General features: G+C 64.2%; 22 protein-coding genes. 8 read left to right on the forward strand and 14 right to left on the reverse strand.

From position 1 onward, the window contains the following. Window positions 1-32: 32 nt before the first annotated feature. The 6 genes from CKCBHOJB_RS11495 to CKCBHOJB_RS11520 form a co-directional block, all read right to left on the reverse strand. Window positions 33-440, reverse strand: a complete 408-nt coding sequence (locus tag CKCBHOJB_RS11495; protein ID WP_004256980.1) for a RidA family protein — start codon at window positions 438-440, stop codon at window positions 33-35. A 140-nt stretch (window positions 441-580) separates the two neighbouring features. Then, window positions 581-2,200: a choline dehydrogenase gene (locus CKCBHOJB_RS11500; RefSeq protein WP_281048807.1), complete on the reverse strand. Its 1,620-nt coding sequence runs from the start codon at window positions 2,198-2,200 to the stop codon at window positions 581-583. 83 nt (window positions 2,201-2,283) lie between these two features. Then, entirely contained in the window at window positions 2,284-3,615 is a 1,332-nt protein-coding gene (locus tag CKCBHOJB_RS11505; protein ID WP_281048808.1) for an FAD-dependent oxidoreductase, read from the reverse strand. A gap of 166 nt (window positions 3,616-3,781) precedes the next feature. Beyond that, complete coding sequence (locus CKCBHOJB_RS11510; protein ID WP_281048809.1) at window positions 3,782-5,407, reverse strand: DUF1302 family protein; 1,626 nt, start codon at window positions 5,405-5,407, stop codon at window positions 3,782-3,784. A 13-nt stretch (window positions 5,408-5,420) separates the two neighbouring features. Then, window positions 5,421-7,022 (reverse strand): DUF1329 domain-containing protein, encoded by a 1,602-nt coding sequence (locus tag CKCBHOJB_RS11515; RefSeq protein ID WP_281048810.1) that lies wholly within the window; start codon window positions 7,020-7,022, stop codon window positions 5,421-5,423. Beyond that, the gene (locus tag CKCBHOJB_RS11520; protein ID WP_281048811.1) at window positions 6,997-8,256 is read right to left on the reverse strand and encodes an MFS transporter; all 1,260 of its coding nucleotides are present in this window, start codon (window positions 8,254-8,256) and stop codon (window positions 6,997-6,999) included. The genes CKCBHOJB_RS11515 and CKCBHOJB_RS11520 overlap by 26 nt, the downstream gene beginning before the upstream one ends. Window positions 8,257-8,594: 338 nt before the next feature. Here CKCBHOJB_RS11520 and CKCBHOJB_RS11525 point away from each other — a divergent pair, with 338 nt between their 5' ends. Continuing rightward, window positions 8,595-9,740, forward strand: a complete 1,146-nt coding sequence (locus tag CKCBHOJB_RS11525; RefSeq protein ID WP_281048812.1) for a LuxR C-terminal-related transcriptional regulator — start codon at window positions 8,595-8,597, stop codon at window positions 9,738-9,740. A 145-nt stretch (window positions 9,741-9,885) separates the two neighbouring features. Continuing rightward, window positions 9,886-10,395 carry an Rrf2 family transcriptional regulator gene (locus tag CKCBHOJB_RS11530; protein WP_281048813.1) on the forward strand — a complete coding sequence of 170 codons (510 nt, stop codon included), beginning with the start codon at window positions 9,886-9,888 and terminating at the stop codon, window positions 10,393-10,395. Here the strand turns inward: CKCBHOJB_RS11530 and CKCBHOJB_RS11535 are convergent. Genes CKCBHOJB_RS11535 through CKCBHOJB_RS11560 form a run of 6 tightly spaced genes read right to left on the reverse strand, consistent with a single transcriptional unit; the run spans window position 10,332 to window position 14,910 of the window. Beyond that, the gene (locus tag CKCBHOJB_RS11535; RefSeq protein WP_281048814.1) at window positions 10,332-10,982 is read right to left on the reverse strand and encodes a hypothetical protein; all 651 of its coding nucleotides are present in this window, start codon (window positions 10,980-10,982) and stop codon (window positions 10,332-10,334) included. The genes CKCBHOJB_RS11530 and CKCBHOJB_RS11535 overlap by 64 nt on opposite strands. Next, a complete protein-coding gene (locus CKCBHOJB_RS11540) occupies window positions 10,979-11,650 on the reverse strand; it encodes an SCO family protein (RefSeq protein ID WP_281048815.1) in 672 nt (223 codons plus the stop codon). Before CKCBHOJB_RS11540 ends, CKCBHOJB_RS11535 begins: the two co-directional genes overlap by 4 nt. Then, window positions 11,650-12,102 carry a group III truncated hemoglobin gene (locus CKCBHOJB_RS11545; protein ID WP_281048816.1) on the reverse strand — a complete coding sequence of 151 codons (453 nt, stop codon included), beginning with the start codon at window positions 12,100-12,102 and terminating at the stop codon, window positions 11,650-11,652. The genes CKCBHOJB_RS11540 and CKCBHOJB_RS11545 overlap by 1 nt, the downstream gene beginning before the upstream one ends. A 6-nt stretch (window positions 12,103-12,108) precedes the next feature. Then, a complete protein-coding gene (locus tag CKCBHOJB_RS11550) occupies window positions 12,109-12,702 on the reverse strand; it encodes a cytochrome c (RefSeq protein ID WP_281048817.1) in 594 nt (197 codons plus the stop codon). Between the two features lie 16 nt (window positions 12,703-12,718). Continuing rightward, the gene (locus CKCBHOJB_RS11555; RefSeq protein ID WP_281048818.1) at window positions 12,719-13,309 is read right to left on the reverse strand and encodes a cbb3-type cytochrome c oxidase subunit II; all 591 of its coding nucleotides are present in this window, start codon (window positions 13,307-13,309) and stop codon (window positions 12,719-12,721) included. Then, window positions 13,309-14,910 (reverse strand): cbb3-type cytochrome c oxidase subunit I, encoded by a 1,602-nt coding sequence (locus CKCBHOJB_RS11560; protein WP_281048819.1) that lies wholly within the window; start codon window positions 14,908-14,910, stop codon window positions 13,309-13,311. Before CKCBHOJB_RS11560 ends, CKCBHOJB_RS11555 begins: the two co-directional genes overlap by 1 nt. Before the next feature lie 355 nt (window positions 14,911-15,265). On the opposite strand from CKCBHOJB_RS11560, the gene CKCBHOJB_RS11565 reads away from it, so the two are divergent. From CKCBHOJB_RS11565 to CKCBHOJB_RS11590, 6 genes are all read left to right on the forward strand, one after another. Continuing rightward, the gene (locus CKCBHOJB_RS11565) at window positions 15,266-15,526 is read left to right on the forward strand and encodes a helix-turn-helix transcriptional regulator (RefSeq protein ID WP_281048820.1); all 261 of its coding nucleotides are present in this window, start codon (window positions 15,266-15,268) and stop codon (window positions 15,524-15,526) included. Further along, window positions 15,516-16,811: a type II toxin-antitoxin system HipA family toxin gene (locus CKCBHOJB_RS11570; RefSeq protein ID WP_281048821.1), complete on the forward strand. Its 1,296-nt coding sequence runs from the start codon at window positions 15,516-15,518 to the stop codon at window positions 16,809-16,811. The genes CKCBHOJB_RS11565 and CKCBHOJB_RS11570 overlap by 11 nt, the downstream gene beginning before the upstream one ends. Window positions 16,812-16,930: 119 nt before the next feature. Beyond that, complete coding sequence (locus CKCBHOJB_RS11575) at window positions 16,931-19,276, forward strand: DEAD/DEAH box helicase family protein (protein ID WP_281048822.1); 2,346 nt, start codon at window positions 16,931-16,933, stop codon at window positions 19,274-19,276. A gap of 167 nt (window positions 19,277-19,443) precedes the next feature. Beyond that, the gene (locus tag CKCBHOJB_RS11580) at window positions 19,444-20,913 is read left to right on the forward strand and encodes a class I SAM-dependent DNA methyltransferase (protein ID WP_281048823.1); all 1,470 of its coding nucleotides are present in this window, start codon (window positions 19,444-19,446) and stop codon (window positions 20,911-20,913) included. Then, window positions 20,910-22,568 carry a restriction endonuclease subunit S gene (locus CKCBHOJB_RS11585; RefSeq protein ID WP_281048824.1) on the forward strand — a complete coding sequence of 553 codons (1,659 nt, stop codon included), beginning with the start codon at window positions 20,910-20,912 and terminating at the stop codon, window positions 22,566-22,568. The genes CKCBHOJB_RS11580 and CKCBHOJB_RS11585 overlap by 4 nt, the downstream gene beginning before the upstream one ends. A gap of 64 nt (window positions 22,569-22,632) precedes the next feature. Then, window positions 22,633-23,892 carry an ATP-binding protein gene (locus CKCBHOJB_RS11590; protein ID WP_281048825.1) on the forward strand — a complete coding sequence of 420 codons (1,260 nt, stop codon included), beginning with the start codon at window positions 22,633-22,635 and terminating at the stop codon, window positions 23,890-23,892. A 48-nt stretch (window positions 23,893-23,940) separates the two neighbouring features. Here CKCBHOJB_RS11590 and CKCBHOJB_RS11595 read toward each other — a convergent pair whose 3' ends face one another. Beyond that, window positions 23,941-24,435 carry a DUF2442 domain-containing protein gene (locus tag CKCBHOJB_RS11595; protein ID WP_281048826.1) on the reverse strand — a complete coding sequence of 165 codons (495 nt, stop codon included), beginning with the start codon at window positions 24,433-24,435 and terminating at the stop codon, window positions 23,941-23,943. Between the two features lie 374 nt (window positions 24,436-24,809). Next, window positions 24,810-25,241 (reverse strand): nuclear transport factor 2 family protein, encoded by a 432-nt coding sequence (locus CKCBHOJB_RS11600; protein ID WP_281048827.1) that lies wholly within the window; start codon window positions 25,239-25,241, stop codon window positions 24,810-24,812. Window positions 25,242-25,248: the final 7 nt, after the last annotated feature.

Here is a 25,248-nt window from a genome sequence, read left to right on the forward strand (position 1 = left end):
GCGCGCCTGATGGCAAGCGCGCCGAGGACACATCAGGCATCGACCACTGCGACCGCCGAGATCTCCACCAGAATGTCCGGACTGGCGAGGGATTGCACACCGACCATCGAGAAGGCATGGGGCGGAAACGGCACGCCATCGAGCGCGACGCCCAGCGCCCGCATGAATTGCTCCCCCACGGCCGGGGTCAGGTTCTTCAGATAGACGGTGCTGCTGACCACCCGATCGACCGATGAACCCGCCGCCTCGACCGCGGTGCGGAGGTTGCGGAGCGCCTGGACAGATTGGGCAAAGCAGTCGTCGCCACCGACGAGCTCGAACCGCTCGTTCATCGCTGACTGGCCAGCGATGAACGCCATGCGCGAAGCTTCGGTCACGACCACTTGCGTCAGTTGATCGAACTTGAGCAGCCCTTCTGGATTGATATGTCGAATGGACATCTTCTTTCCTCTTTCTGGATTGAAATGCAGGGTGGAATGCGCGGCAGGATTCGCCCGCGAGGGAATGCTCGGCGCGGGCAAGCACGCTTGCCCCGTCGCCTGCCTGTTACCGGAACGTCACGAACGGGTGGGCGATGGCATCAGACCGCAGGTCCACCTTGGGCGCTGCCGAGGATCAGGTCTGCCGCCTTCTCGGCGATCATGATGATCGTCGCACTCGGGTCACCCGTCGTGATCCTGGGCATGACCGACCCGTCGACGACCCGGAGCCCATCGACACCGCGAACGCGCAGCGTGTCATCGACGACCGCAAGTGCGTCGTTGCCCATCCTGCAGGTACCAACCGCTTCGTAATTGACATTGCAGGTGTTGCGGAAGAATTCGTCGAGATCCGCATCGCTCTTGCAGTGCGCTCCGGGGAGATACTCGCGCCCGCGATATTGCGCATAGGCAGACTGCGCGAAGATGTCGCGGGCAATCCTGACGCCACGCCTGAGCACCTCGCGATCGCGCGGATCAGCAAGGTAATTGGCGTCGATGATGGGCTTGTCCATCGGATCCGCTGACCTCAAACGCAGCTGCCCGCGACTCTCCGGCCGGGTCAGGATGACCAGGTTGGTCACGCCGTGCTCCCTGGGCAACCTTCCATCGATGCCGGTGAGGAGCGGCAACAGATAGAACTTGAGATCGAGCTCGTCATGGCCCGCAGCCCCCGAACGCAGATAGGCCACGGCATCGGTGCTGTTACCCGCCAGCGGACCTCGGCGGGTGAAGAGATACTGCAAGCCTGCCCTGGCTTTTGCGACGTTGCTGGTGACGAGCTTGTAATCGGTCACCGGCAAGGGACAGGTCACCTGCACCGAACTGCCGACGTGATCATGAAGATTCTGTCCGACCCCCTTCAGATCAGCGACAGGCGCTATTCCCAACGAGCGCAGATGGTCCGCATCGCCGATGCCCGACAGCATCAGCAACTGCGCGGACTGGAAAGTGCCCGCACTGGAAATCACCTCCCTGGCTGCATATGCCTTCCTGACGCCGGACGACTGGCGATACTCGGCGCCGACAACCCGCGAGCCGTCAAACAACAGCCTGGTGACGTGCGCATGCGTCTCGATGCGCAGATTGGGCCGTCGCCGGATGGGCTTCAGATAAGCCACGGCTGTGCTGATGCGGCGCCCCCCCTTGATGGTTCGGTCGGACGGCCCGAAGCCCTCTGGCTTGGCGCCATTGTGGTCGTCGCTGTAGGGATGCCCTGCCTGCAGCGCCGCAGCTATCCAGGCTCGCTGAGCCGGGTTCTTGATACGCGCCTGCGTCACCGGCAGCGGACCGTCACCACCATGAAAAGGAGTTTCACCGTGCTCGTTGCCCTCCGCGCGCTTGAAATAGGGCAGCACCTCGGCGTAAGACCAGCCCGCATTGCCCTGGCTCGCCCACAGATCGAAGATCTCCGGAGCCCCGCGGCTGTAACACATCCCATTGATCGAGCTGCTGCCGCCCAGCACCTTGCCGCGCGCATCGGCCAGCACGCGATCATTCAGATGCTTCTGCGGCGCCGTTTCATAGTGCCAGCTGAACATTCCGCCCTTCAGCATCGGAAAGAAGCCTGCGGGCATGTGAATCAGCGGGCTCTTGTCGGGACCACCGGCCTCCAGCAGAAGGACCTTGTTCTCCGGGTTCGCAGAAAGCCGATTGGCGAGCACGCAGCCCGCGGAACCCGCTCCGATAACGATGAAGTCGTACTCGTCACGAATGGACATGGTTGGATATGCCTGCCTTGTTCAAATGAGTGAAAGCGCGCCGTCAGCCCCATGCTGGACGCCACGCGATGGAGCCCTGGGCGTCAAACGAGTCCGAACCGATCGGCGAGTCTTGCCGACGGAATCAGGAAACGCCTGAGCTTGGTGCTGAACAGCCCCGGGAAGCGCACCTGCTGCGGTCGCTCGCAACCCAGCACCGCGGCGTCGGGCCGATCGGCGGCAAGGGCGCGGGCGACATCCATGCCCATCATCGGCCCGAGGTGGTTGCCCCAGGAGCCGAAGTTCATCAGCGCGAACACGCCGTCTTCCACACGGTAAAACCTGGGATAGGCCTTCTCGTAGATCGCCGATGAGTTGTGCGTCATGCCGGTCCAGTAGGTCTCGAGCTCGATGCGAACGTCCCTGGCCTCGGGATAGACGCGACGCAGGTGGCGAAGGAAATACTGGAAATGCAGGTCGCTGCGGTGCGCCCGCCCAAGGCCGGGGATGGTGGCGGTGATGAGACGCCCCTTGCGATCGACGACCATGGGATACAGCCCCGCGGGATGCTGGCTAATTGCCGTCCGCGTGGGATTGACCACATCGAGCAAGCTTTTCGGCAGCGGACGTGTCGCGAGGCCGCAGGCGAGCAAGGGAAACTGGGTGCGCTCGAGATCCGCATGGAAGTCCGCGCCGACATGGCCATTGGTGCACAGCACGACACGGTCTGCCAGCACGCTGCCCGATGGGGTGCGCAGCCTCCAGCGCCCCCCCTGACGCTCACAGGCGCGTGCCGGCGAGTTGCCATACACCCTGGCGCCGAACCCGGCCGCGGCACGGACCATGCCGTTGGTAAACAGGAAGGGGTTGACGCTCCCGCCGTTACGCCAGATCGTGCCGAACGAATAGCGATCCGTTCCGACCAGCGGACGCAGCCGGTCAGCGCCGAGCATCTCGACGTCGAGCCCCAGCCCGGCCCACTCCTTCGCCTTGTTCTCGAGCGCTGCGCTCTTCTGGCGTGCGACCTCCAGCAGCCCGGATTGCACGTGGTCGGCATCGATCCCATGACGCGCACAAAGCTCGAACACGATGTTGCGGTGCTCGATGAGACAGTCGAGGAATGGACGCCCCTGGCCGGGCAAGGCGCCGAGCGGCTCCAGCGACAGCAGATAGGGTTGCACATGGCCGGCGTTGCGCCCGGAGGCCGCGTCAGCCGGCTGGGCGGCGTCGATGAGCACGGTGTCGATCCCGCGCTCGGCCAGGTGCAGGCACAGCGAGGCCCCCACGACGCCGGCGCCGACCACGACGATGTCGGTCACCAGGTCGCCGGATAGTGGCGGATGGGCGGGCGGCGTGTGATCGAGCGTCCAGACACTGCGCTCGACGGGAACCGAGCCTGTTTCATACAAGTCGGGATGCAAATGTTGTTTTTCCATGGCTTCAGCGTGCCCGTGCGTCATCGCCGCTCCGGTTCAAGGGGCCTATTCGGGACAGGGTCTGGCGTCACGGCTCGCGCACGGCCTCCAGCAGTCAGGCCTGTAGGGCGCGATCCGTCGCGAACGATGTGCGGGGAAGGCGCCGAAAGGCGCCTTCCGACGCCTGTCAGAAGTTGTACTTCACGACCAGGGACAACTGATCGCGGTCGGTGAGCGCTCTCTCGGTCTTCATGTCGGTGCTGGCCTTGCCCAGAAAGTCGAGATAAGTGAGCTCGAAGCTGAGGTTCTGGTTGTAGGTCAGCGCTGCCCCGACACTCAGGCGGCGATCACCCTCGCCGCCCACCGGCCCCATCAGCGTGCGCCCGCTCAACTGGTGGGAGTAGCTGATCGGAACTTCGAGATCCCAGCCGCTGAAGACCCCGTCATAAGTCAGGATGAGCGACGTGGAGATGCCCAGTCCGTGACCGGACATGCTCAGACGGTTCGACGCAGGGAAATACTCCGCCATCGGCCCCAAGGCCTCGACGCCTCTCGCCTTGAGCTTCTTCACGCTGCGGACATCGATGTAGGAAACCTCGGCGAGCAGCAGCGCCCCGTCGGCGAAATCCGAACGCCCCAGGTTGATGAAGGAGTTGAGGCTGGTCTGCAGCACGTTCGCCCGGCTCGGGGTCGGCAAGGCGGTGCCCGATCCCGGATCGACGACGGTATCGACCAGTTCCGGTGCGCCCCGCTTGTAGGCCACCTCGCCGGCGAGCGTCGCCACGCCCAGGGTCGTGCTGAACGATGCGCCGATCAGCTTCACGTTGTCGAAGTAGCGGTTCCGATACGCGCCACCCTCCAGCGCATCACTCGCCGCAAAGACGTCGATCTCGGGCAGTGCGATACGGTCGTGGTAGTTCAGGTAGTACAGGCCCAGTTCGGTCTCTTCGGTGACACGGTAACGGGTGCCGATGCCCCACTGCCCGGTGTCGCCCGGCCTGTCATCGCCTTGCCGGGCGCCGAATGAGCACGTGTACCCTCCCCGCCCGTTGGGGATGAAGGGGCCAAGGCATTCGTTGCCGGGACCGGACGAGTCACTGGTATTGAGGAAGGACCCGGGCGCCGCGCTCACCGTCGGATGCCAGCCGTATTGCGCGTGGGCCATCAGGGTCCATTCCGGTGTCGGCCTGTAGATCAGCGAAACCTGGTCCTCAGGCAGCAGCAGGTCCTTGGTCTCGGTGCCGGGAATATCGCTCTTCGAACCGTCCACCGGTCCCTGCGCGAGGGAGATCGCCGGGAAGAACAGGGACTCGCCCCAGGACACGACGTGCCGGCCCACGCGAAGCGTCGCGTCGCCATCGCCCACGCCGAAGCTGGTGTAGGCATACGCGTCCAGAATGCGGCTGTAGCCGCCGTGGTAGCGGCGCGCGTCCGAACTGAAGGAGCCCGGCGTATCCGACGTATTCAGATACGGGCGGTCGCTGTCGGTACCGCGATGATAGACGTCGTCGTAGAAGGTGCTGGCGGAGAGCACGAAGCCGCTCCTGTCCTTGGACAGCTTGCCCTCGAACAGCAGACCCAGACGATTCGCGGTGAGCGAGCCTTTGTCGAAGTTGTTGTTTCCATCCACGTCCAGCAGCACCGGATCGGGGGATCGGAGCCGGGTCGCAAGCGTATAGGTTGCGGTTCCCTTCCAGTCGAGCTTTGTGCCGTTGTCAAAGACGATGCTTTCTCCGCCCAAAGCAGGCGATGCAAGAAGAGCGCCGAGGACTGCGGTCGCGACCGGAGACAGTTTGAACGTCAGCGAGGTCATTTCCATATCCTTTTCAGTTACCGATCTGTCGCAAGGCTTCCGGACCGAACATCGTCGGGCTCATCTTTCCGGCATTCAGGATCGGGCCGACCGGGCGCTCCTGGAAAAGGTTGTAGGCGACGTACCCCCCTGTATTGAAGTCGTGGTAGAAGCTGTTTCCGGCTTGCCAGCCCTTGAGGTCGAACGCGTAGTAGTGGGCAATGAACGCGTGCTGCCACAGCGCGCCTCGGCTGTCGTAGTAATCGGATACCGATGCCTGCCAGTTATCCTCGTCGATGAACAGAACGCGTCTCCCGAAGACGTGACGAAAGCCTTCCTTCAGCGTTCCCTCGAGCACCCAGACGCGACGCAGCTCATAACGTATGTAGTTCGGATTCGCGTGATTGCGCTGCAACAGATCGGCGTACTTGACGTCCTTGGCATGGAGTCGATACGTGTTGGCGGGCAGGTATATCTCGCGCTTGCCGAGCATCTTCCAGTCGTAGCGCCCAGGATCTCCATTCATGAGCCGGTCCTGGTCGATCGTCATCAGGCCAGAGGTGCCAGACATCGGCGTGTCATAGCCATACATAGGCAACTGCCTCACGCGACGCGTGCCCGGGTCATAGTTCCAGGCCAGGCGTTTGTCCTTCGCAAGGTTGACCGGCTCCACGGCGGAGGACACCGATCCGCGGTCACGAATTGGAAGCGTCGTGTGCGTCATCGAGTACGCCATGATCTTCCCCATCGGCTTGCCGACCTCGCTCGGCTCGGTGACGACGTTCAGGTTGAGGTTGCGCTGCTGGCCCCAGAAGATTTCCCCTGTCGGACGCACATTCGCAATGTCGCGCAGGATGTCCTCGGTAAAGGCGATGGCCGGGAAGGTCGTATTCAGGAGCAGCTCCATCGCCTGCGAAGGAACAGGAAAGGGCGGCGTGCCCTGATAGCCACTGAACTCCGGGCCGCCGTCGATCAACTCCGCTTCAAGCGCGTTCTTGCGCGCCACTTCACAGACCTTGTCGTCGAATCTGAAGTCACGCCGTCCCGGGAAGACCTGGATCCGGAATGTGGCATAGCGGCGGAACATCTCCTGCTGACCTTCGGTCAGCTTGTCGGCGTACTTCTCGAAGTTCTTCGAGGTGATCTCGAAGATTGGCTTGTCTTCAGGATAAGGATCGACCGGATGCTGCCCGACGTTGTTTTCGTATTTGAGATGGGGAGGAGCACCCAGCCATTTTCCGGAGAAAGCAGGAATCGTGTTATCGGCATTCGCGGCCACTTCAGCGCCCATGCAGGTCAGTTCCTTGCCGAGCTTTGAAGCCTCTTCCGCGCTCACCTTGGAGAGCGCGCCGGTACTCGTACAAACCAGTCCGAGCGTGACCGACAGCAACAGTATGTTCTTATTCCTTACCACGTCTTTCTCCTTTGGTTTTTCATTTTGTTTCCTTCTCCTGGTTGCCCAACCTTTAATGAAACGACTATCCCTCCGACATTTCTCCTCCTGATTTTTCGATGCGCGCCGAACAGCAGCCGATACCCTTGAATGGAAAGGCGCCTCGATCCGAGCACTGAGGACGAGCATTGAGAGCGGGAGAAAAGGCAACCGGGCCTCAACGCTCCAGGTCTTGCCGAGCAATCGCGTCGCGTGTCTGCCGCTGCGCCCCAAGCAACATGGCCAGGGGAAGCAAGGCGAACACCATCAGCACGGCGCAAAGCGTCACGGGCAAGACATAGTTGCCGGTACGATCGACCAGATGGCCGAAGAGCATTGGACCGAGCGCAGCGCCCAGCCCGGACACCAGATTGCCGATGCCAAGCAAGCTGCCGAAACCTCGCCGGCCGGCGAACTCAGCCAGCAACGTCGGCGACAACTGGTTGACCAAGTTGAATGTCGTCCCCCAGGCCAGGACGAACAGCACGACCGCGGCGAATCCAAACGTCTGATGCGAGGCCTGCAAGAGGCAGACCAGTCCGATACCGCCAACGAGAATGCCGAGCGCGAGCGTGCGCCCCGCGCCCTGGCGCGTACTGAGCGCACCGAACGACAGGCTGCCGACAATGGTCGCCGCCGCGATCGCACCATAGGCGGCAGCCCCTTCGCTGGCCGAATAGCCGACGGAAACCAGATACGGCACCAGGCCCATCAGAATGCTGAGTCCGCTCAACGTCACCAGCAGGAACATGGCGATCCACAGCCAGTAGTGCGGCATGCGCAAGACCTCGCCCAGACCGCGCTCCACGGCTGCATCCATCGGCCACGGGCTCGCCGTCGAGGCCTGCGCGGGCATGCGCACGAGCCAGAGCAACAAGGGGACACAGATCACGAGGATGAGGAAGGCCCCCACCTCCATGGTGGCGAACAGCCCCAGGACTTCGACCATGCGGTTGAGCCACATGGGCAGGAAGGTGCCGCCCGCGGCAACGATCGCAAGGAGGATGCCGAATGCGAGCCCCTGCCGTCTCGGCGGAAACCAGTTCGACAGGAGAACAAAGGCGGGCACGTAGGTCGACGCGCCTGCGCCGAGTCCGCAAAGCGCGATGGCGAGGGTGAATGCGTCGAGATCACTGACATGCGCGGCGGCCAGATACGCAAGGCCGGTGAGCAGGCCACCTGTTACCATCACCAGCCTGGGCGCGACATGATCGAGCAGCCATCCCGCGGCCGGCATGGCCAGGGTCATGGAAATCATGAACACGGTGGCAATGCGCGCCGCCTGTTCATGGCTGCATCCGAATGCGTCGATGATGGGCAAGGTGAGAATACTGAATGCATTGATCGTGAATCCGAAGATCACGCTCATGACAATGCCAAGACCCCCAACAAGCATCCAGGCTGCTCTCGAATCCGAATTGACGATGCGCGTGATCATTTAACGGTATTGATTGAAACCCAGGTAATAAACCGATGACTCATTCATCGATATCTGCAGCGAAATCGATGCGTATGGGCGGGCCCGAGGATTCCTATCCGGAAACTTGATTCGCAGCCAAGCGCGACGTCGCGCTCTCGCATTTCGGAATGTATGATTACCGCTCATTCCGATGAGTCCATGCTATCCAATACGATTCCGGCCGAACAAGTACCACCTGGTACCGCTGGCAATCGCCGCTGAGAAACTGCCTGGGGTTATCTGAAAGCGAACGGGCAATGTGAAGACAGAGGGCCACGCGAATCGGGCAGATCGCGCATGTCCTCGATGGAGCCAGCATGCAATATGATTTTTCCAGTCTGCTCGACCAGATTTACGAGGGAATCTCAGCCGCCGTGCCCTGGCAGCGCTTTGCCGAGGGCTTGCGCGCCGCACTGGAGGCCCGCAACGTCTTCATCACCCTGCATCATGATCACGATGGCGGGCAGGATGTCTTCGTCAGCGCGAGCGAGCCGGAGGACGATATCGACTGGGTTGCGGTCGAAGTAACCTACCGCGCCGAGTTCATGAAGGACGACCCCTTCCGGCCCGCCAGCATGGAACCCGGCCAGCTGATTCTCATGGAGCCCGCCAAGGGCGATGCAAAGAAGCTTGCGTTCTTCGCACATCTCAAGATTGCCCGGACATTGAGAGTCTGCATTGCCGAACAGGGTGGCCTCCGGTGCTGGATCGACGTGATCCGGGACTTCACTCGCCCCGATCCCTCATTCACCCCAGCCGATCTCGCATTGATCCGGGCATTGCAGCCCCATCTGACGCGCGCACTTGGCCTTTATGCCCAGTTGAAGCGACAGGAAGCGGAGAAGGCCATCTACGAAAGTATCGTCGATCATTTCGCGCTGGGCTGCATCCTGCTCAATGACAAGGGAGAAGTGATTCACGTCAACCGCGTGGCATCCTCGGTCATCGAGCACTGCCCGGACATGACGATCACCCAGAAACGCCTGGCACTCGCCGACCGGTCGGCCCAGTTGCAGCTGAACGATGCGATTGCGAGCGTAATTGCAGCTCGATCGCGAGCCGACACCAGCCTCGGTGGAGAATTGGTGCGTCTGGGCGGATTCCATAGCAGGCTGATCGGCATGCTCGTCTATCCAACACCCCTGCAGCCCTATTATCGGAGTGGACAGGCGCCCTGCGCGGTCATCTACCTTTCAGATCTGACGGCCAATCTCGAGGCATTGCGCCCAACCCACACCCAGTCCCTCACGCGCATTGGTCAACTGTTCGGCCTGACACGGCAGGAGGCCACGCTGGCCTTGTTCCTTGCCTACGGCAACACCATCACCGAAGCGGCCCAGCAGATGGACATTGCCGAAACGGCAGCACGCAATTATTCGAAGAAGATCTACGCCAAGATGGAGATTGCCAGCCAGGCCGACCTGATCCGCCTGGTGCTGCGCAGCGTCTCCTTCCTGCGCTAGAAAGCGAGCACCCCCGTAGCGGGCGCTGCCGCAGGCAAGGCCGGCGCCGGCATCGCCACCCCGGGCCGGCCTGGGCGAGTCGATTGCCAGCCATGAGGCAGGCGCTTATGCTCGGCCTCGACGCCTCCCCCGACCTGCAAGATCGATGAAACTCACGGTTTATACCGATTACACCCTGCGCGTGCTGATGTACCTGAGCCTGCGCCATGAGAGCGGCGCGCTCACCACGATCGACGAGATCGCGGCCGCGTACGACATCTCGCGCAGCCACCTGATGAAGATCGTGCATCAGATGGGCGCGGCCGGCCTGCTCGAGACGGTGCGCGGGCGCAGTGGCGGCGTGCGCCTGGCGCGCGACCCCGCGGCGATCTCGATCGGCATGGTGGTGCGGATCGCCGAAGGCGATTTCGCGCTGGTCGAGTGCTTCGAGGCCGGCAAGGAGGATTGCTGCGCAATCGCGCCGGCCTGCAACCTCACCCGCGGGCTGCGCCGTGCGCTCGACGCCTTCATGCTCGAACTCGACAAGATGACGCTGCGCGACGCGGTCGCGGCGCCGAGCGTGGCGGCGTCGCTGCTCGGGATCGACGGCGATCAGCGCCGGATCATCCCGCTCGTGCGTTCGCCCGCGTCGGGCGTCAAGCGCTCACCAGGCTGAATCGCCGCCGCCGCCGCCGGGCGCGGCGCGGCGGCGACGCGGTGCAGCGCGAGGCCGGCGAGCAGGAGCGCCAGCACGATCAGCCCCTTCCCGGTGATGGCCTGTTCATCGACGAGGTAGCTCACGCACAGGCGCTGTCCTTCGTCCTGGTACAACAGCCCGGCGGTGGCCAGCATCCAGGCCATGTTGCCGATGAAGAAGGCGGCGATCTCGGGTTCGCTTCGTCGCCAGCTCGCGCGCAGCAGCACACCGGAGAGCCACCAGGCGCCGTACTTTGCCCACTGCACACCGGTGTCGAGAAGACTGAGATCGAGCATCGCGGGGATCATCCACAGCGCGCCCACGCAGCTCGCGAACGCGAGCCCCAGCACGCCGCTGGCGTCGATGAGGCGTGGCAGCCCTGCGGGCAGGCGGTGGTGGGCGAGCACGGCGCCGGCGGCCCAGCCGCTGGCCAGAAGCAGCGGCAGCTCCACCAGCATGTGCAGCGCCATGCTGCCTTCGAGCAGCTGGCGAAGGGGCGCCAGCAGCAGCAGGAGCGGCAGCGCCGCCAGCAGCCGTGTCAGTGCCCGTCGGCCCCTGGTATTCATGGGTGTGCTGCGCCAGCGAGCGCCATCGCCCGCTCGAGCGCCTGCGGCCACCGCTCGAGATCGTAGATGCCCCTCACGGTGCCGCTCGCGTCGATCAGGTGGATCGCCCCGTTATGCACGAAGCCCCCCATCCCGTCCGGCACCGCGACCACGCCGAGGGAGCGCAGCAGCGCCTCCTGCGCCGCCGCATCGATCGGGGTGCCGATCTGCCACAGGTCGGGTTCCTGCCGGTGGGTGATGCCGTAGTCCCGCAAGGCGGCGGGCGAGTCGTGCGCACGGTCGAAGGCGATCGATACGAGACGGATCGGGCTTTCGGCGCCGAAACGCTCGCGCAGTGCGCGCTGCATGCGGGTGTATTCGGCGCCGAGTGCGCTGCATACGGTCGGGCAGCGGGTATAGATGAAGTCGACCAGGAAGACCTCGCCCACTTGTCCCGGCCAGGGCGTCGGCGCCGGTCCATGTGGACCTGAAAGCCGGACCGGGCGGGCAAGCAGACGGGCGCCCGCCGCGTCGTCGCGACGCAGCGCCTCGAAGGTCCAGTATTCGAAGCCGCGGGTGAGCTGGCCAACCAGGGCGACGAAGCCCACCAGCAGCCCCAGGGCGGCGAGCAGGGTTGCCACCAGCGCGCGGGCGCGCGCTCCGCCAGCGCTGCCGCGGACGCCCGGCACTATCCCCGCTCCACGATGACGCGTCCCTCTTCATCGGCGACGAACTTCGCCGGGCGGCTGAAGAAGCCGAGGAACAGGCTGCGCCCGATCATCCCGGCGATCTCGCGCAGCCGCGCGCGCGCGGTGGTCTCGAACCCGGCCGCAGTGTGGCGGTACCACAGCGTCATCCAGCGTGCGAAGTGCTCCGGTTCGACGCCCTTGAGCTGCATGTGGGTCGTGTACACGCTGCCGGAGAAGGTGCGCGTGTCGAGCATCATCGTCGACCAGAACTCGACCATGCGTCCGAGATGGGTGTCCCAGTGCTCGCCGATGGCCGCATCGAACACCGGGGCCAGCAAGGGGTCGCGGCGCACGTCGGCGTAGAAGGCATGCACCAGGCGGTGGAGATCGTCACGCGTCAAGGCGGCCGATGTGCGCGTGACGGAGGGGGTGGGCGGGCTGTTGGCGGTCATGTCAGTTCAGGGAAGCGTGGCGAGTTCCTCGCCACCGGAGAAGGGTTGCTTGCGGTCCGCGAGGCGGGCCCGCGCCGCGGCCACGACCTCGGCGTCGATCGCCGCAGCAGCGTTGCCCCAGGTGCTACGGATGTGGGTGAGCACCGCGGCGATCTCGGCATCTCCCAGCGAGCTGCCGAACCCGGGCATCGCGCCCTGGTAGACCGTGCCCTTGACCTCGATCGGGCCACTGACGCCGTGCAGCAGGATGGCGGCGAGCGTGTCGGGTTTGCCGAGCACCCATTCCGAACCGGCCAGGGGCGGGAACACGCCCGGCAGCCCCAGCCCGGTGGCCTGGTGGCAGGCGGCGCACATCGAGTTGTAGATGGCGCCGCCATCCACCTTGGCGCCGGCTGCCGGCTTGTCGCCCGCGAGCTCGGCCGCGCTGCGGCCGTCGCCCCAGGTCGCCGGCGTGTTGAGGTTCGAATGGGCGATGTAATCGACACCGAACGCGGCAAGCGCCACCGCGAGCGCGAGGACGAGCCAGGGGATGGGCGTGCGGCCCTCTTCCGGGTCGGGGTTCTCGCGGCGCTGCTGCGACAGGATTTCGGGCTTGTTCATTGGCGTCCTCGGCCGCTCAGTTCACGCTTGCCGCATCGGCGACCGGATAACTGCGGTCGAGCGACTTCAGGTAGCTCACCAGATCGAGCGCCTCCGGGCGCGCGACGACGACCTTGCCCACCGGGGCGAAGTCGGGCGGCAGGGTGACCACGGTCTCGCCCGCCTCGGCCTGGTCGCGAAGCTCGAACAGGAAGGGATAGGCCGGCATGGTGCTGCCCGGCGCGTAGGCGCGCGGCTGGTAGAGATGCCCCAGGTGCCACTGGTCGCTCGGCTGGCGAACGCCGATGTTCATCAGGTCCGGGCCGGTGCGCATGGTGCCGAGCAAGGGCGGGTCGTCATAGGCGTAGTCGCCAGCCACCGTGGCCCGCCCCCAGGCGCGCTTGGCATCGGGCGCGAACGCCCTCGCGCGCGGCTGCTGCGAGTGGCAATACATGCATCCATGTTGAATGTATTGCGTACGCCCACGCCGTTCGGCCGAGGTGTAGGGCTTGAGGCCTTCGACCGGCGGCGTGTCGCGGACCGTCACGTAGGGCAGCACGACCAGGGCGGCGGTGGCGACCGCCAGCGTGGTCAGGCCGCCGAGGATCAAGCGCGTTTCGCTGTGCATCAGATCGCTCCCGGTGCCGAAAGGTAGGCGGACGATTGCTCCGTGCGGCGCTCGCCGCCGATCAGCAGGCGGACGAAGTGCGCGGCGAACACCACATGGCTGAGCGCCATCAGGGCGCCGCCCACGCTGCGGCCCTGCAGGTAGGGCAGCGTGATCTGCACCGACTCCATGAACCCGCGGCTCTCGTCGAGCATCGCACTGCCCTGAAGCCAGCCGCCGATGGTCAGGGACACGAAATAGATCGCGATGCCGATCGCGGCCAGCCAGAAATGCAGGCTGATGAGCCGCGGCCAGGGCCAGTCGCGGCCGGTGACGCGTGGCACGACGAAATAGATGGCGCCGAAGAAGACCATCGTGACGAAGCCGTAGAGGCCGAGATGGGCGTGGGCCACCGTGTAGTGGGTGAAGTGGGTGATGACGTTGACGCTTCGCAGCGCCTCGAAGGAGCCCTGCACCGAGCTCGCCACGTACATCAGTCCGCCCAGGCAGATGAACTGCAGGGTTGGCGAATGGCGCAGCGCGGAGACGTGGCCCTTGAGCGTCAGATGCTGGTTCACCGTGAAGGCGACGACCGGCAGGATCATCATCATGCTCTGCACGATCGACAGGGTGACCAGCCAGGCGGGAACCGGGCCGCCGACGAGATGGTGCCCGCCGACCTGGCCGTAGAAGAAGGCGAGCCCCCAGAAGCCCACCAGCGACAGGTTGTAGGACTGGATCGGCCGGCCGATCAGCTTGGGCAGGAAGTAGTAGATCGAGGCCAGCGCGAGCGGCGTGTAGAACAGGCCGAGCACGTTGTGGCCGAACCACCAGTTCATCGTTGCCGCTTCCACGCCGCGGTGGAGACCGGGGAAGTTGGCGACGAAGAACAGCACCGGAAACCAGAACAGCGCGCACCCCATGTACCAGACCGATACGTAGAGATGGGCAACCTTGCGCCTGAGCAGGGTGAGGATCAGCGGCAGGCCCACGAGGGCGCCGCCGGCAACGAACAGGATGTCGATCTGCCACGGGATCTCGAGCCATTCCATGCCGTCGCTCACGCCATAGGCGAGGCTCCCCAGCCCGGCGACCAGCGCCGCGTTCCACAGCGCCCCGCCGAGCACCGCGTAGCGGCCGCCGACGAGCTCGGTCTTGAGCAGGCGCGGAATGATGAACAGCGCCGTGCCGAGGCCGGCCATCGGCGCCCAGCCATAGGCCACCGCGTTGAGATGCACGGTGCGGATGCGGCCGAAGCTGAGCCAGGCCTCCGACACCAGCCAGTCGGGCGCATGGAGCTTGATCGAGGCGGTGAGTCCCGCCGCCGAGGCCACGAGCAGCCAGACGAAGGCACAACAGTAGAAGAAGAACACCACCGGTGCGGTCGAGGCATCCGCCGCGGCGCGATCGAGCAATTCCTGGCTGTCCACCGCGCTGGCGCCGGTATCCAAAGCACGATCCGGCATCAATGTTTCCGGATGGCCAATCTCGCCGCGGGCGAAGATCACCTCGCTGCCATCGGCGCTTCGGCTGAGCAGGCGGCTGCGCTGCGACCAGATGAAGAAACCGAGGCCGACGAGCGAGAGCACGAAGGCCGACATCAGGATCGATAGGATGTTCATGGAGGTTTTACCTGTAAAGCGTGGCCCCGGGGCGCTCGAGGCCTGGCATCGGTTCAGAGGACCATCCTCCGCACGCCCTACCCCATGCCTGCCAGCGAGGCAGCTACCGAACCAGAGAAGGGTTGCCCGTACAACCCGGACACCATCTCAAAGATATATCAACGGTAAAGATTTTAGCTCGTGTCTGCAAGGCCTGCCGGCAAAGCGAACCACCCCTGACCCTGGTGCATTCCCGGTCGGGAAATTCCTGCCCTCTGGGCATCGCCTCCCCATACACATTTCCCGATCGGGAAACATCACTGGCGCCACGCAGAACCCTGGTCCATAATTTCCCGAACGGGAAATGAGGAAAACCATGACATCCATTAGCTCCGCCCAACAACTCGGCGACGCCCTGCGTGCTGCCCGCAAGCAGCTCGGCCTGACCCAGCCTCAACTGGCGCTGGCCGCGGGCGTGGGCGTGCGTTTCATCGTCGACCTCGAAGCGGGCAAGCCGACCGTGCGGCTTGAGAACGTCCTGCGGGTGATCGATGCATTGGGGGGAGAGCTCCAGCTGAGCGGTCTGCCCACAGCGGAAGCCGATCACGCCACCGAGGGCAGCGGCCATGACGCATGAGCTGGAGGTCTGGCTCTTCTCCGAGCACGTCGGCACCCTGGCGCTGGTCGATGGGCGCCTCGGCTTTTGCTACGCCCCCGGCTGGCTGTCGCGGCCGAACGCAGTGGCCCTGTCGCACTCGCTGCCCTTGCGGGCCCAGCCGTTCGACGATCGCGCGACGCGCCCCTTCTTTGCCGGCCTGCTGCCGGAAGGACAGATGCGTCGCCTGATTGCGCGGCAATTCCAGGTCTCGGGCCAGAACGACTTCGCCCTGCTCGACCACATCGGCGGCGAATGCGCCGGAGCGGTTACATTCCTCGCGCCCGGGCAGAGTCTGCCGACGCCTGCGCAGACCGGCGCGGTTAGATGGCTGAGTGACGACGAAGTCGTTGCCGTACTGGACGAACTGCCTCGTCGCCCCATGCTGGCAGGCAAGGACGGTTTGCGGCTCTCTCTCGCGGGTGCCCAAGACAAGCTGCCGGTCGTGTTCGATGGCACACGCCTCGGCTTGCCACTCAACGGCACGCCGAGCTCCCACATCCTCAAGCCGCCGGTCCACGGCGTCGAGGACAGCGTGATCAACGAAGGATTCTGCATGGCATTGGCAGAGGCGCTGCAGCTCGAGCCGGCGAAGGCGAGCATCTATGCCGTATTGAATCGCCCCTTCCTGCTGGTCGACCGCTACGACCGTGTGCTGGATGCAAAGGGGTGCCGCCAGCGCCTCCACCAGGAAGACTTCTGCCAGGCACTCGGTGTGGTGCCCGAGATGAAGTATCAGAACGAGGGCGGGCCGGATCTTGCGCAATGCTTCGATCTGGTGCGCCGTGCGACGCGCCCGAGCGCGCCCCAGGTGCTGCGTCTGTTCGATTACGTAATTTTCAACGCGCTCATCGGCAATCACGATGCGCACGCCAAGAACTTTTCCCTGCTCTACGCCGGCAGGACGCCGATTCTCGCCCCGCTCTACGACACGCTCTCGACCGCCGTCTATCCGACCCTGACGCCGAAGATGGCGATGAAGATCGGCAGCAAGTACAAGTTCAGCGAAGTCGAGGCCCGGCACTGGGAGCAATTGGCCGAGGGCGCGGGTCTTGCCAAGGCGCCGGCGCGGCGGCGCATCCTGGAACTGGCGAACTCACTGCCCCGCGCCGCACGCGCGCTCCAGTCCGACCGCGCGCGTGGTTTTGCCGGGAACGGCGTCGTTGAAAGCATCGTCGCCTTGATCGAACAACGCTGCGCGCTGACGCTTCGCAGGCTGAGCGCTCCCGCCTCCCGCGATGAAGAAGGCTTCGCCTCGCCGCAGTAGGCGAATGAACCAGGGCGCATTCGAACCGCAATGCCTGCCAAGCCTCCATCGTCTTTGCATCCGCGCGCTTGTTGCTGTCATCATCCGCGCAAGGCCGAACGCCAGATCCAAACGGGCTCATGAACAAGAAGACGCTGTCCGAACGCGACATCTGCACCCAGTACATCACCCCGGCGATCGCCGCGGCGCAGTGGAACACCGAGCTGCAGATGCGCGAGGAAGTCCGCCTCACCGACGGCCGCGTCGTGGTGCGCGGGCAGACCGGCCGGCGCGACAAGAGCAGCATCCGCCGCGCGGACTACGTCCTCTACTACAAGCCCGGCCTGCCGCTCGCCGTCGTCGAGGCCAAGGACAACAACCACTCGATGCGCGACGGCATCCAGCAGGCGCTCGACTACGCCGCGATGCTCGACGTGCCCTTCGCCTTCTCCAGCAACGGCGACGGCTTCGTCTTCCACGACAGGACGCGCACGGACGGCGCGCTCGAAACCGAGATCGCGCTGAGCGCATTCCCGTCTCCCGAAGAACTCTGGCAGCGCTATCTGGCCTGGAAAGGCATCGGCGCCGACATCGCGCCGGTCTACGCGCAGGACTACCACAACACCGGCAAACAGCCGCGCTACTACCAGGCCACCGCGGTCAATCGCGCCATCGAGGCCATCGCCAAGGGGCAGGACCGCGTCCTGCTGGTCATGGCGACCGGTACCGGCAAGACCTACACCGCCTTCCAGATCATCTGGCGCTTCTGGAAGTCGCACCCCAACAGCCGCATCCTCTTCCTCGCCGATCGCAACATCCTCGTCGACCAGACCAAGAGCAACGACTTCAAGCCCTTCGGCGGCGCGATGACCAAGATCGAGAACCGCTCGATCGACAAGTCCTACGAGATCTACCTCTCGCTCTACCAGGCCGTCACCGGCACCGAGGAAGAGAAGAACATCTACCGCCAGTTCAGCCCTGATTTCTTCGACCTCGTCGTCATCGACGAATGCCACCGCGGCAGCGCGGCCGAGGATTCCGCCTGGCGGGCGGTGCTCGACTACTTCAGCGGTGCCGTGCATCTCGGGCTCACCGCCACGCCGAAGGAAACCGAAGCGGTCTCGAACATCAGCTACTTCGGCGATCCGGTCTACACCTATTCGCTCAAGCAGGGCATCGAGGACGGCTTTCTCGCCCCGTACAAGGTCATCCGCGTCGATCTCGACAAGGACCTCGGCTGGCGCCCGCAGGCCGGCAAGCTCGATTCAAAAGGCCAGCTCGTCGAGGACCGCATCTACAACCAGCGCGACATGAACCGCACGCTGGTGCTCACCCAGCGCGACGAGGCCGTCGCCCGCCGCATCAGCGAATTCCTGCGCGGCACCGACCGCATGGCCAAGACCATCGTGTTCTGCGAAGACATCGACCACGCCGCGCGCATGCGCCAGGCGCTGATCAACGCCAACGCCGACCTCGCCAGCCGCAACCCCAAGTACGTGATGCAGATCACCGGCGACAACCTCGAAGGCAAGCTCGAGCTCGACAACTTCATCGACCCCGAGAAGGCATATCCGGTCATCGCCACCACCAGCCGGCTCATGACCACCGGCGTCGACGCCAAGACCTGCAAGCTCGTCGTGCTCGATCGCACCATCAACTCGATGACCGAGTTCAAGCAGATCATCGGCCGCGGCACCCGCATCGACGAGGAGTACGGCAAGCTCTGGTTCTCCATCCTCGACTTCAAACGCGCCACCGAACTCTTTGCCGACCCGGCCTTCGACGGCGAGCCGGTCGTCATCTACAACCCGGGTGGCGATGAGCCCGTCGTACCGCCCGAGGAACCACCGCCACCAGGCCAGGAGTCACGCGGTCAGCCCGGCGAGCTTCCCGAACCGCCCGCAACTGGCGGCGAACGCATCAAGTACGTCATCGAGGACGTGCCGGTCTACGTGGTGAACGAACGCGTGCAGTACTACGGCCCGGACGGCCGGCTCATCACCGAATCGCTGCGCGACTACACCCGCATCCAGATCGGCAAGCGCTTCGCCTCGCTCGACGATTTCCTCAAGACCTGGAACGACGCCGACCGCAAGGCCACGGTCATCGCCGAACTCGAGAACCAGGGCATCCTCTTCGAGGAGCTCGCCAAGGAGACCGGCAAGGCGCTCGACCCCTTCGACCTCGTCTGCCACATCGCCTTTGGCCGCAAGCCGCTCACCCGCCGCGAGCGCGCCGAGAACGTCCGCAAGCGCGACTACTTCACCCGCTACGAAGGCACCGCGCGCAAGGTGCTGGAGCTGCTGCTCGACAAGTACGCCGACGCCGGCATCACCGAGGTCGAGAGCATGGAAGTGCTCCAGCTCCAGCCCTTCGATGCGATCGGCTCGGTCTCCCAGATCATCAAGGCCTTCGGCGGCAAGCCCGCTTACCTCGGCGCCATCCGCGAACTCGAACGCGGGCTGTACCAGCAGACGGCAAACTAACCGGCAGAACAACCGGCAAAAAGTCGTGAGGCTCAGACGTCAGATCGTGCCGGTATCCCAATAGGGGCAAGGCTTCCAGAAGTGACGTAGCCGGCAAGAAAACCGGCAAAATCGCCGGCAAGTAAATCGGACGACCCGCCGCAGCACCTCAAGTTACGAAAGGCACCATGGCAATCAGCACCACCCTCATCAAATCCATCCAGGACATCATGCGCCAGGACGCTGGCGTCGATGGCGACGCGCAGCGCCTGTCGCAGCTCAGCTGGCTGCTCTTCCTCAAGATCTTCGACGACCAGGAATCCGAGCTCGAGCTGATGCAGGACCGCTACCGCTCGCCCATCCCCGAGCCGCTGCGCTGGCGCAACTGGGCGGCGGACGCCGAAGGCATCACCGGCGACGAGCTGCAGGACTTCATCAACACCGAGCTATTCCCCGGCATGAAAGGCCTCGCCGCCGACCCCGGGCGCAACCCGCGCGGCTACGTCGTGCAGTCCGTGTTCGAGGACGCCTACAACTACATGAAGTCCGGCCAGCTGCTGCGCCAGGTCATCAACAAGATCAACGAGATCGACTTCAACGACCAGGCCGAGCGCCACCTCTTCAACGACCTCTACGAAAAGATCCTCAAGGACCTGCAAAGCGCCGGCAACGCGGGCGAGTTCTACACCCCGCGCGCGGTCACCCAGTTCATGGTCGACCGGGTCAATCCCCGACTCGGCGAACGCATGCTCGACCCCGCCTGCGGCACCGGCGGCTTCCTCGCCTGCACGCTGGAGCACCTGCGCGGCCAGATCAAAACGGTTGAGGATCGCCACACCTGGCAACGCGCGGTGTCGGGCGTCGAGAAGAAGCAGCTCCCGCATCTGCTGTGCGTCACCAACATGCTGCTGCACGGCATCGAGGTGCCCAGCCAGATCCGCCACGACAACACCCTGTCGCGCCCGCTGCGCGACTACCGCCCGGCCGACCGCGTCGACGTCATCCTCACCAACCCGCCCTTCGGCGGCACCGAGGAACCCGGCATCGAGGCCAACTTCCCCGCCGACATCCGCACCAAGGAAACCGCCGACCTGTTCCTGGTGCTGATCATGCATCTGCTCAAGGACGGCGGCCGCGCCGCGGTGGTGCTGCCCGACGGCACCCTATTCGGCGAAGGCGTGAAGACCCGCATCAAGGAGCGCCTGCTCACCGAGTGCAAGCTGCACACCATCGTGCGCCTGCCCAACGGCGTGTTCGCGCCCTACACCGGCATCAAGACCAACCTGCTGTTCTTCACCAAGGGCCGGCCCACCGAGCACGTCTGGTACTACGAGCACCCCTACCCCGCCGGCTACAAGAGCTACTCCAAGACCAAGCCGATCCGCATCGAGGAATTCGCCGCCGAGAAGGCCTGGTGGGGCACGGAGGAAGACGGCTTCGCCGCCCGCGTCGAGACCGAGTTCGCCTGGAAGGTCAGCATCGACGAGCTCCGCGCGCGCAACTTCAACCTCGACATCAAGAACCCGCACCACCCCGAGGAAGACAGCCACGACCCGCAGGAACTGCTCGCGCAATACACCGCGCTGCAAGCGCAGATTCAGGCCACGCGCGACGAACTCAAGGCCATCCTCGCCGCGGCGCTCGAGGAGCAGGCATGACGGCAGCGCTGCTCGAGAACTTCGACCTCCTCGCCGCCAGCGTCGGCGGCATCGCGAGGCTGCGCGAACTGATCCTGAGCCTCGCCGTGCGCGGCAGACTGGTGCCGCAAGACGCGAACGATGAGCCGGCGAGCGAGTTGCTGAAGCGGATTCGTGCTGAGAAGGACCGGCTGATCAAGGAAGGGAAGATCAAGCGGGACAAGCCGTTCGATGAGATAACGACAGACGAGACGCCATTCGAGATCCCGAAAAGTTGGACTTGGGCTCGGTTCGGTCAAGCGTCCATTAACCGAGATGGTGAGCGCATTCCGGTGTCGGCGGCGGATAGGGAGAAGCGAGCCAAGATTTACGACTATTACGGGGCATCGGGCGTTATCGACAAGATTGATGGATATATTTTCGACCAGTCGCTGCTCTTAATTGGCGAGGATGGAGCAAATCTCCTGAATCGATCGACGCCGATCGCATTCCTAGCGCACGGAAAGTACTGGGTTAATAACCACGCACACGTTATCGACGTCACACACGCTGAACTGATGTCGTACCTCTGTCTGTTCATCAACGCCATATCGCTTGAGCCGTATATCACTGGAACGGCACAGCCAAAGATGAACCAAGCGAAGCTAAACAGCATCGTCGTCGCACTGCCCCCGCTCGCCGAACAATCCCGCATCGTCGCCAAGGTCGAGGAACTCATGGCGCTGTGCGACCGGCTCGAAGCCGAGCAAGGCCACGCCGCGCGGGTGCAGGGGCATTGGGTCGACGCCGCACTCGACCAGTTCGCCGAATCCGCCGACGCCGACCAATTCCGCCGCCACTGGCAGCACCTCGCCGCGCATTTCGACACCCTCTTCACCACGCCCGAATCCATCGACCGCCTCGACGCCACCCTGCTCCAGCTCGCCGTGCGCGGCAAACTCGTCCCGCAAGACCCGAACGACGAGCCCGCCAGCGAACTGCTCAAGCACATACGCGCCGAGAAGAACCGGCTGATCAAGGAAGGCAAGATCAAGCGGGATAAGCCGCTTGCGCCGATCACCGACGGCGAAAAGCCATATGAGCTGCCGAAGGGGTGGGAGTGGGTCCGGCTTGAGGTAATTGCAGATATTGGCACGGGTACAACGCCATCTCGTTCCACTCCTGAATACTGGAACCCGGCCGAGATACCCTGGGTCGCAAGTGGCGAAACGGGAAATTCGCTCATCTCCAAGACGGCTGAGTCAGTCTCATCGCTTGCGGTTCAGCAGACAAGCCTTCGGCTCTATCCAGTTAACACGCTGGTCATCGCTCTCTATGGGCAGGGAAAGACGCGAGGACAAATTTCGGAACTGCTTATCGAAGCAGCAACGAATCAGGCTTGTGCTGCAATCGTTCCGATTCTCTCGAACGCCGACCACAAGGAATACATCAAGCAGTACTTCAGGAGGATTTACGACGAAATTCGCGAAGAGGCGGCCGGCGGGGCACAGCCGAACCTGAACGTCGGGAAAATCAAATCGACACTGATTCCGCTCCCTCCGCTCGCCGAACAATCCCGCATCGTCGCCCAGGTCGAAAAGCTGCTCGCCCTGACCGCCAGCCTCAAGACCCGCCTCACCGCCGCCCAGACCAAGCAGGCGCACCTGGCCGAAGCGCTGATCGACGAGGTCGTCTGATGAACAACCGCTCCGCCCTGATACCATCGCGAACCAGCAGCACCGCTGGATGAGAGGTTCAACCATGTTCGACAAGGTTGCAGATCTGATCGAGAAGATTCGCCTGGGTGAGGACTCCTTTCTCGAGCTGAAGGAAGTGCGCTTTGCGGGCAGCAAGCTGGCCGCGCCGCATCGCGACGCCCTGGCAGACGAGTTGGCCGCCTTTGCCAACAGCCAGGGCGGCGTCTGCGTGCTCGGCGTCAATGACGCGCGCGAGGTACTGGGCATTCCCGTGGAAAATCTGGACCGGGTGGAGGATTTCGTGCGCCAGCTCTGTCTGGACAGCGTCACCCCTCCGCTTGCCCCAATCCTTCAACGCATGACGCTGCCGGGCGCCGACCAGGTGCCACAGCCGGTCCTGAAGGTGGAGGTATCCCGCAGCCTGTTCGTGCACAGAAGCCCGGGCGGCTACCTGCATCGCATAGGCAGCGCAAAACGGGAAATGGCTCCGGACTATCTCGCGCGCCTTTTTCAGCAACGCAGCCAGGCCCGCATCATCCGCTTCGACGAGCAAACCGTCCCCGGCGCCAGCCTCGACGACTTGTCACCACCACTGTGGCAGCGTTTTGCCAGCCCCCGCATCCAGGACACGCGGGAGGTGCTGCTCGACAAGCTGGCGATGGCGCGCACCGACAGCGACGGACAACTGCGGCCGACCGTCGCCGGCATCCTGATGGCGACGACCGACCCGCGCCGCTGGCTGCCCAACGCGTTCATCCAGGCGGTGGCGTATCGCGGCACCGAGATCCTGCCGCAGGCCGGCTCGCTGTATCAGATCGACGCCCGCGACATCACCGGCCCGCTCGACGCACAGGTGCTGGCCGCGTGCCACTTCGTGCAGAAGAACATGCGCGTGTTCGCCATCAAGGATCGGGGCCGGCGCGATATCCCGCAGTACGAGCTGACTGCCGTGTTCGAGGCGCTGGTCAATGCGGTCGCGCACCGCGACTACTCCATCCACGGCGCCAAGATCCGCCTGCGCATGTTTGCCGACCGGCTCGAGCTGTATTCGCCGGGCGCGATTCCCAACACGATGACGGTGGAAAGCCTCCCCTACCGCCAGTCTGCGCGCAACGAGGCCATCACCAGCCTGCTGGCAAAGTGCCCGATTCCCGACGACGACCAGGCGTTTACCAGCCGCAGCGCGATGATGGACAAGCGCGGCGAAGGCGTGCAGATCATTCTCGACGGCAGCGAGCGGCTCGGCGGCAAGCGCCCCTTCTACCGTCTGATCGACGAGTCCGAGCTTTTGCTGGTGATTCCTGCGGCGCGGACTGCCGAATAATCTTCTGCACAGCCGCGCAGTTCAGCGCGTCGTGAAGCGATATCAGCCTCAAGCACGCGCGGCAGCGTACTCGCGCACCGTCGGCAAGGTCCGCGGCAGTGTCTTCGTCGTCGGTCGAGTGACTTCCCAACCGAGGCAGGCCAGCCAGATGGAACGCGGAATGGCTTTGTGCGCGGTGCGGTAGTAGCTCACCATGCGGCGGCTGATGCCGAGCGCCTCGGCCGCCGTGGTCAGCGACAGATCGTTACGGTGCATCCAGTCGCCGAACATTTCATGACTGACTTCACCGGCCTGCTCCTTGGCCCACGCATAGACGTTGTCCTCGCCAAACTCGGTATCGAACCACTCGATGCCGCCTCCCCAGTCGGCGATATGCGCACGCGCAAACACCTCGGGTTCGAGGATGGGTGCGAGCGCTGGGACCTTGCGCAGGATTTCGCCCACATCGACCTCCAGCACTTCACCCGTGCTCCAGGTGGTGCGCAGGCGGTAGGGTGCCAGCGCCACAACGGCTGTCAGCTTCGGGAAAAAGTAATCACTCACGGGTTGTTCCTCCGCCATTGGTCGAACAGGAAATCCCGGTTCGTTTCGATCCAGGCCAGCGCTTCACGTATTTCGCGTTCGGACACCCGGCCCTTGATTACGCCGTCGTCGATATCCGATATCAACGGTGCACTCCCTGCCGTCACGCAGCTTCACGTGCACATGGGGCGGTGGATGGTCGCTCAGGTACATCAGAACACGCGCGTCGTTGAAGCGTTGCAGGATCGGCATGCATCGGAGTGTAGTGCAATGATTGCTCCGCCTCAACGCTCCTGCTTCGGTTGATCATCCGCGGAGATGCCCAGCCAAGCCCGGATGATCCGCTTCGATGAACAGACTGCCGAGCAGAAATCAGCAGGAAGCCGGCCACGAAATCAGCCTGCGACCGCCACCAGTATCCGCGACCGCGTCGCCACGATCTTCCACGCCCCGTCGATGCGGCGGTACTCGTCGTCGTACATCACGCCCAGTCGACGGGTGGTACCGGTTTCGGCGTCGAGGTTGAAGTAGGACAAGGCCCAGCGCCCGCGCGCGTGGTCGTCGCCGAGCAGTTCGATCTCGGGGTTGGCGCCGTGGTGGCTGTCGCGCACGTTGGGGTGGCAGGCGAGCGACTGGTAGAGGGCGACGAAGCTGTCGCGGTCCTCGAAGCGGCCGACGGCTTCAAAATCGACCACGATCGGGCCGCTGGCGAAGCAGTCGCGGATGGTCTCGACCTCCTTGAGGTCGCAGGCGTTCAGGTAGCGGTGCTTGAGCTGGCGGATCGCCTCCAGCGCCTCGAGCCGCGCGATGCGTTGTTCGAGCGTCATCGCCCCG

It is taken from the genome of Thauera sp. GDN1 (genome assembly GCF_029223545.1).
Lineage (GTDB): Bacteria > Pseudomonadota > Gammaproteobacteria > Burkholderiales > Rhodocyclaceae > Thauera.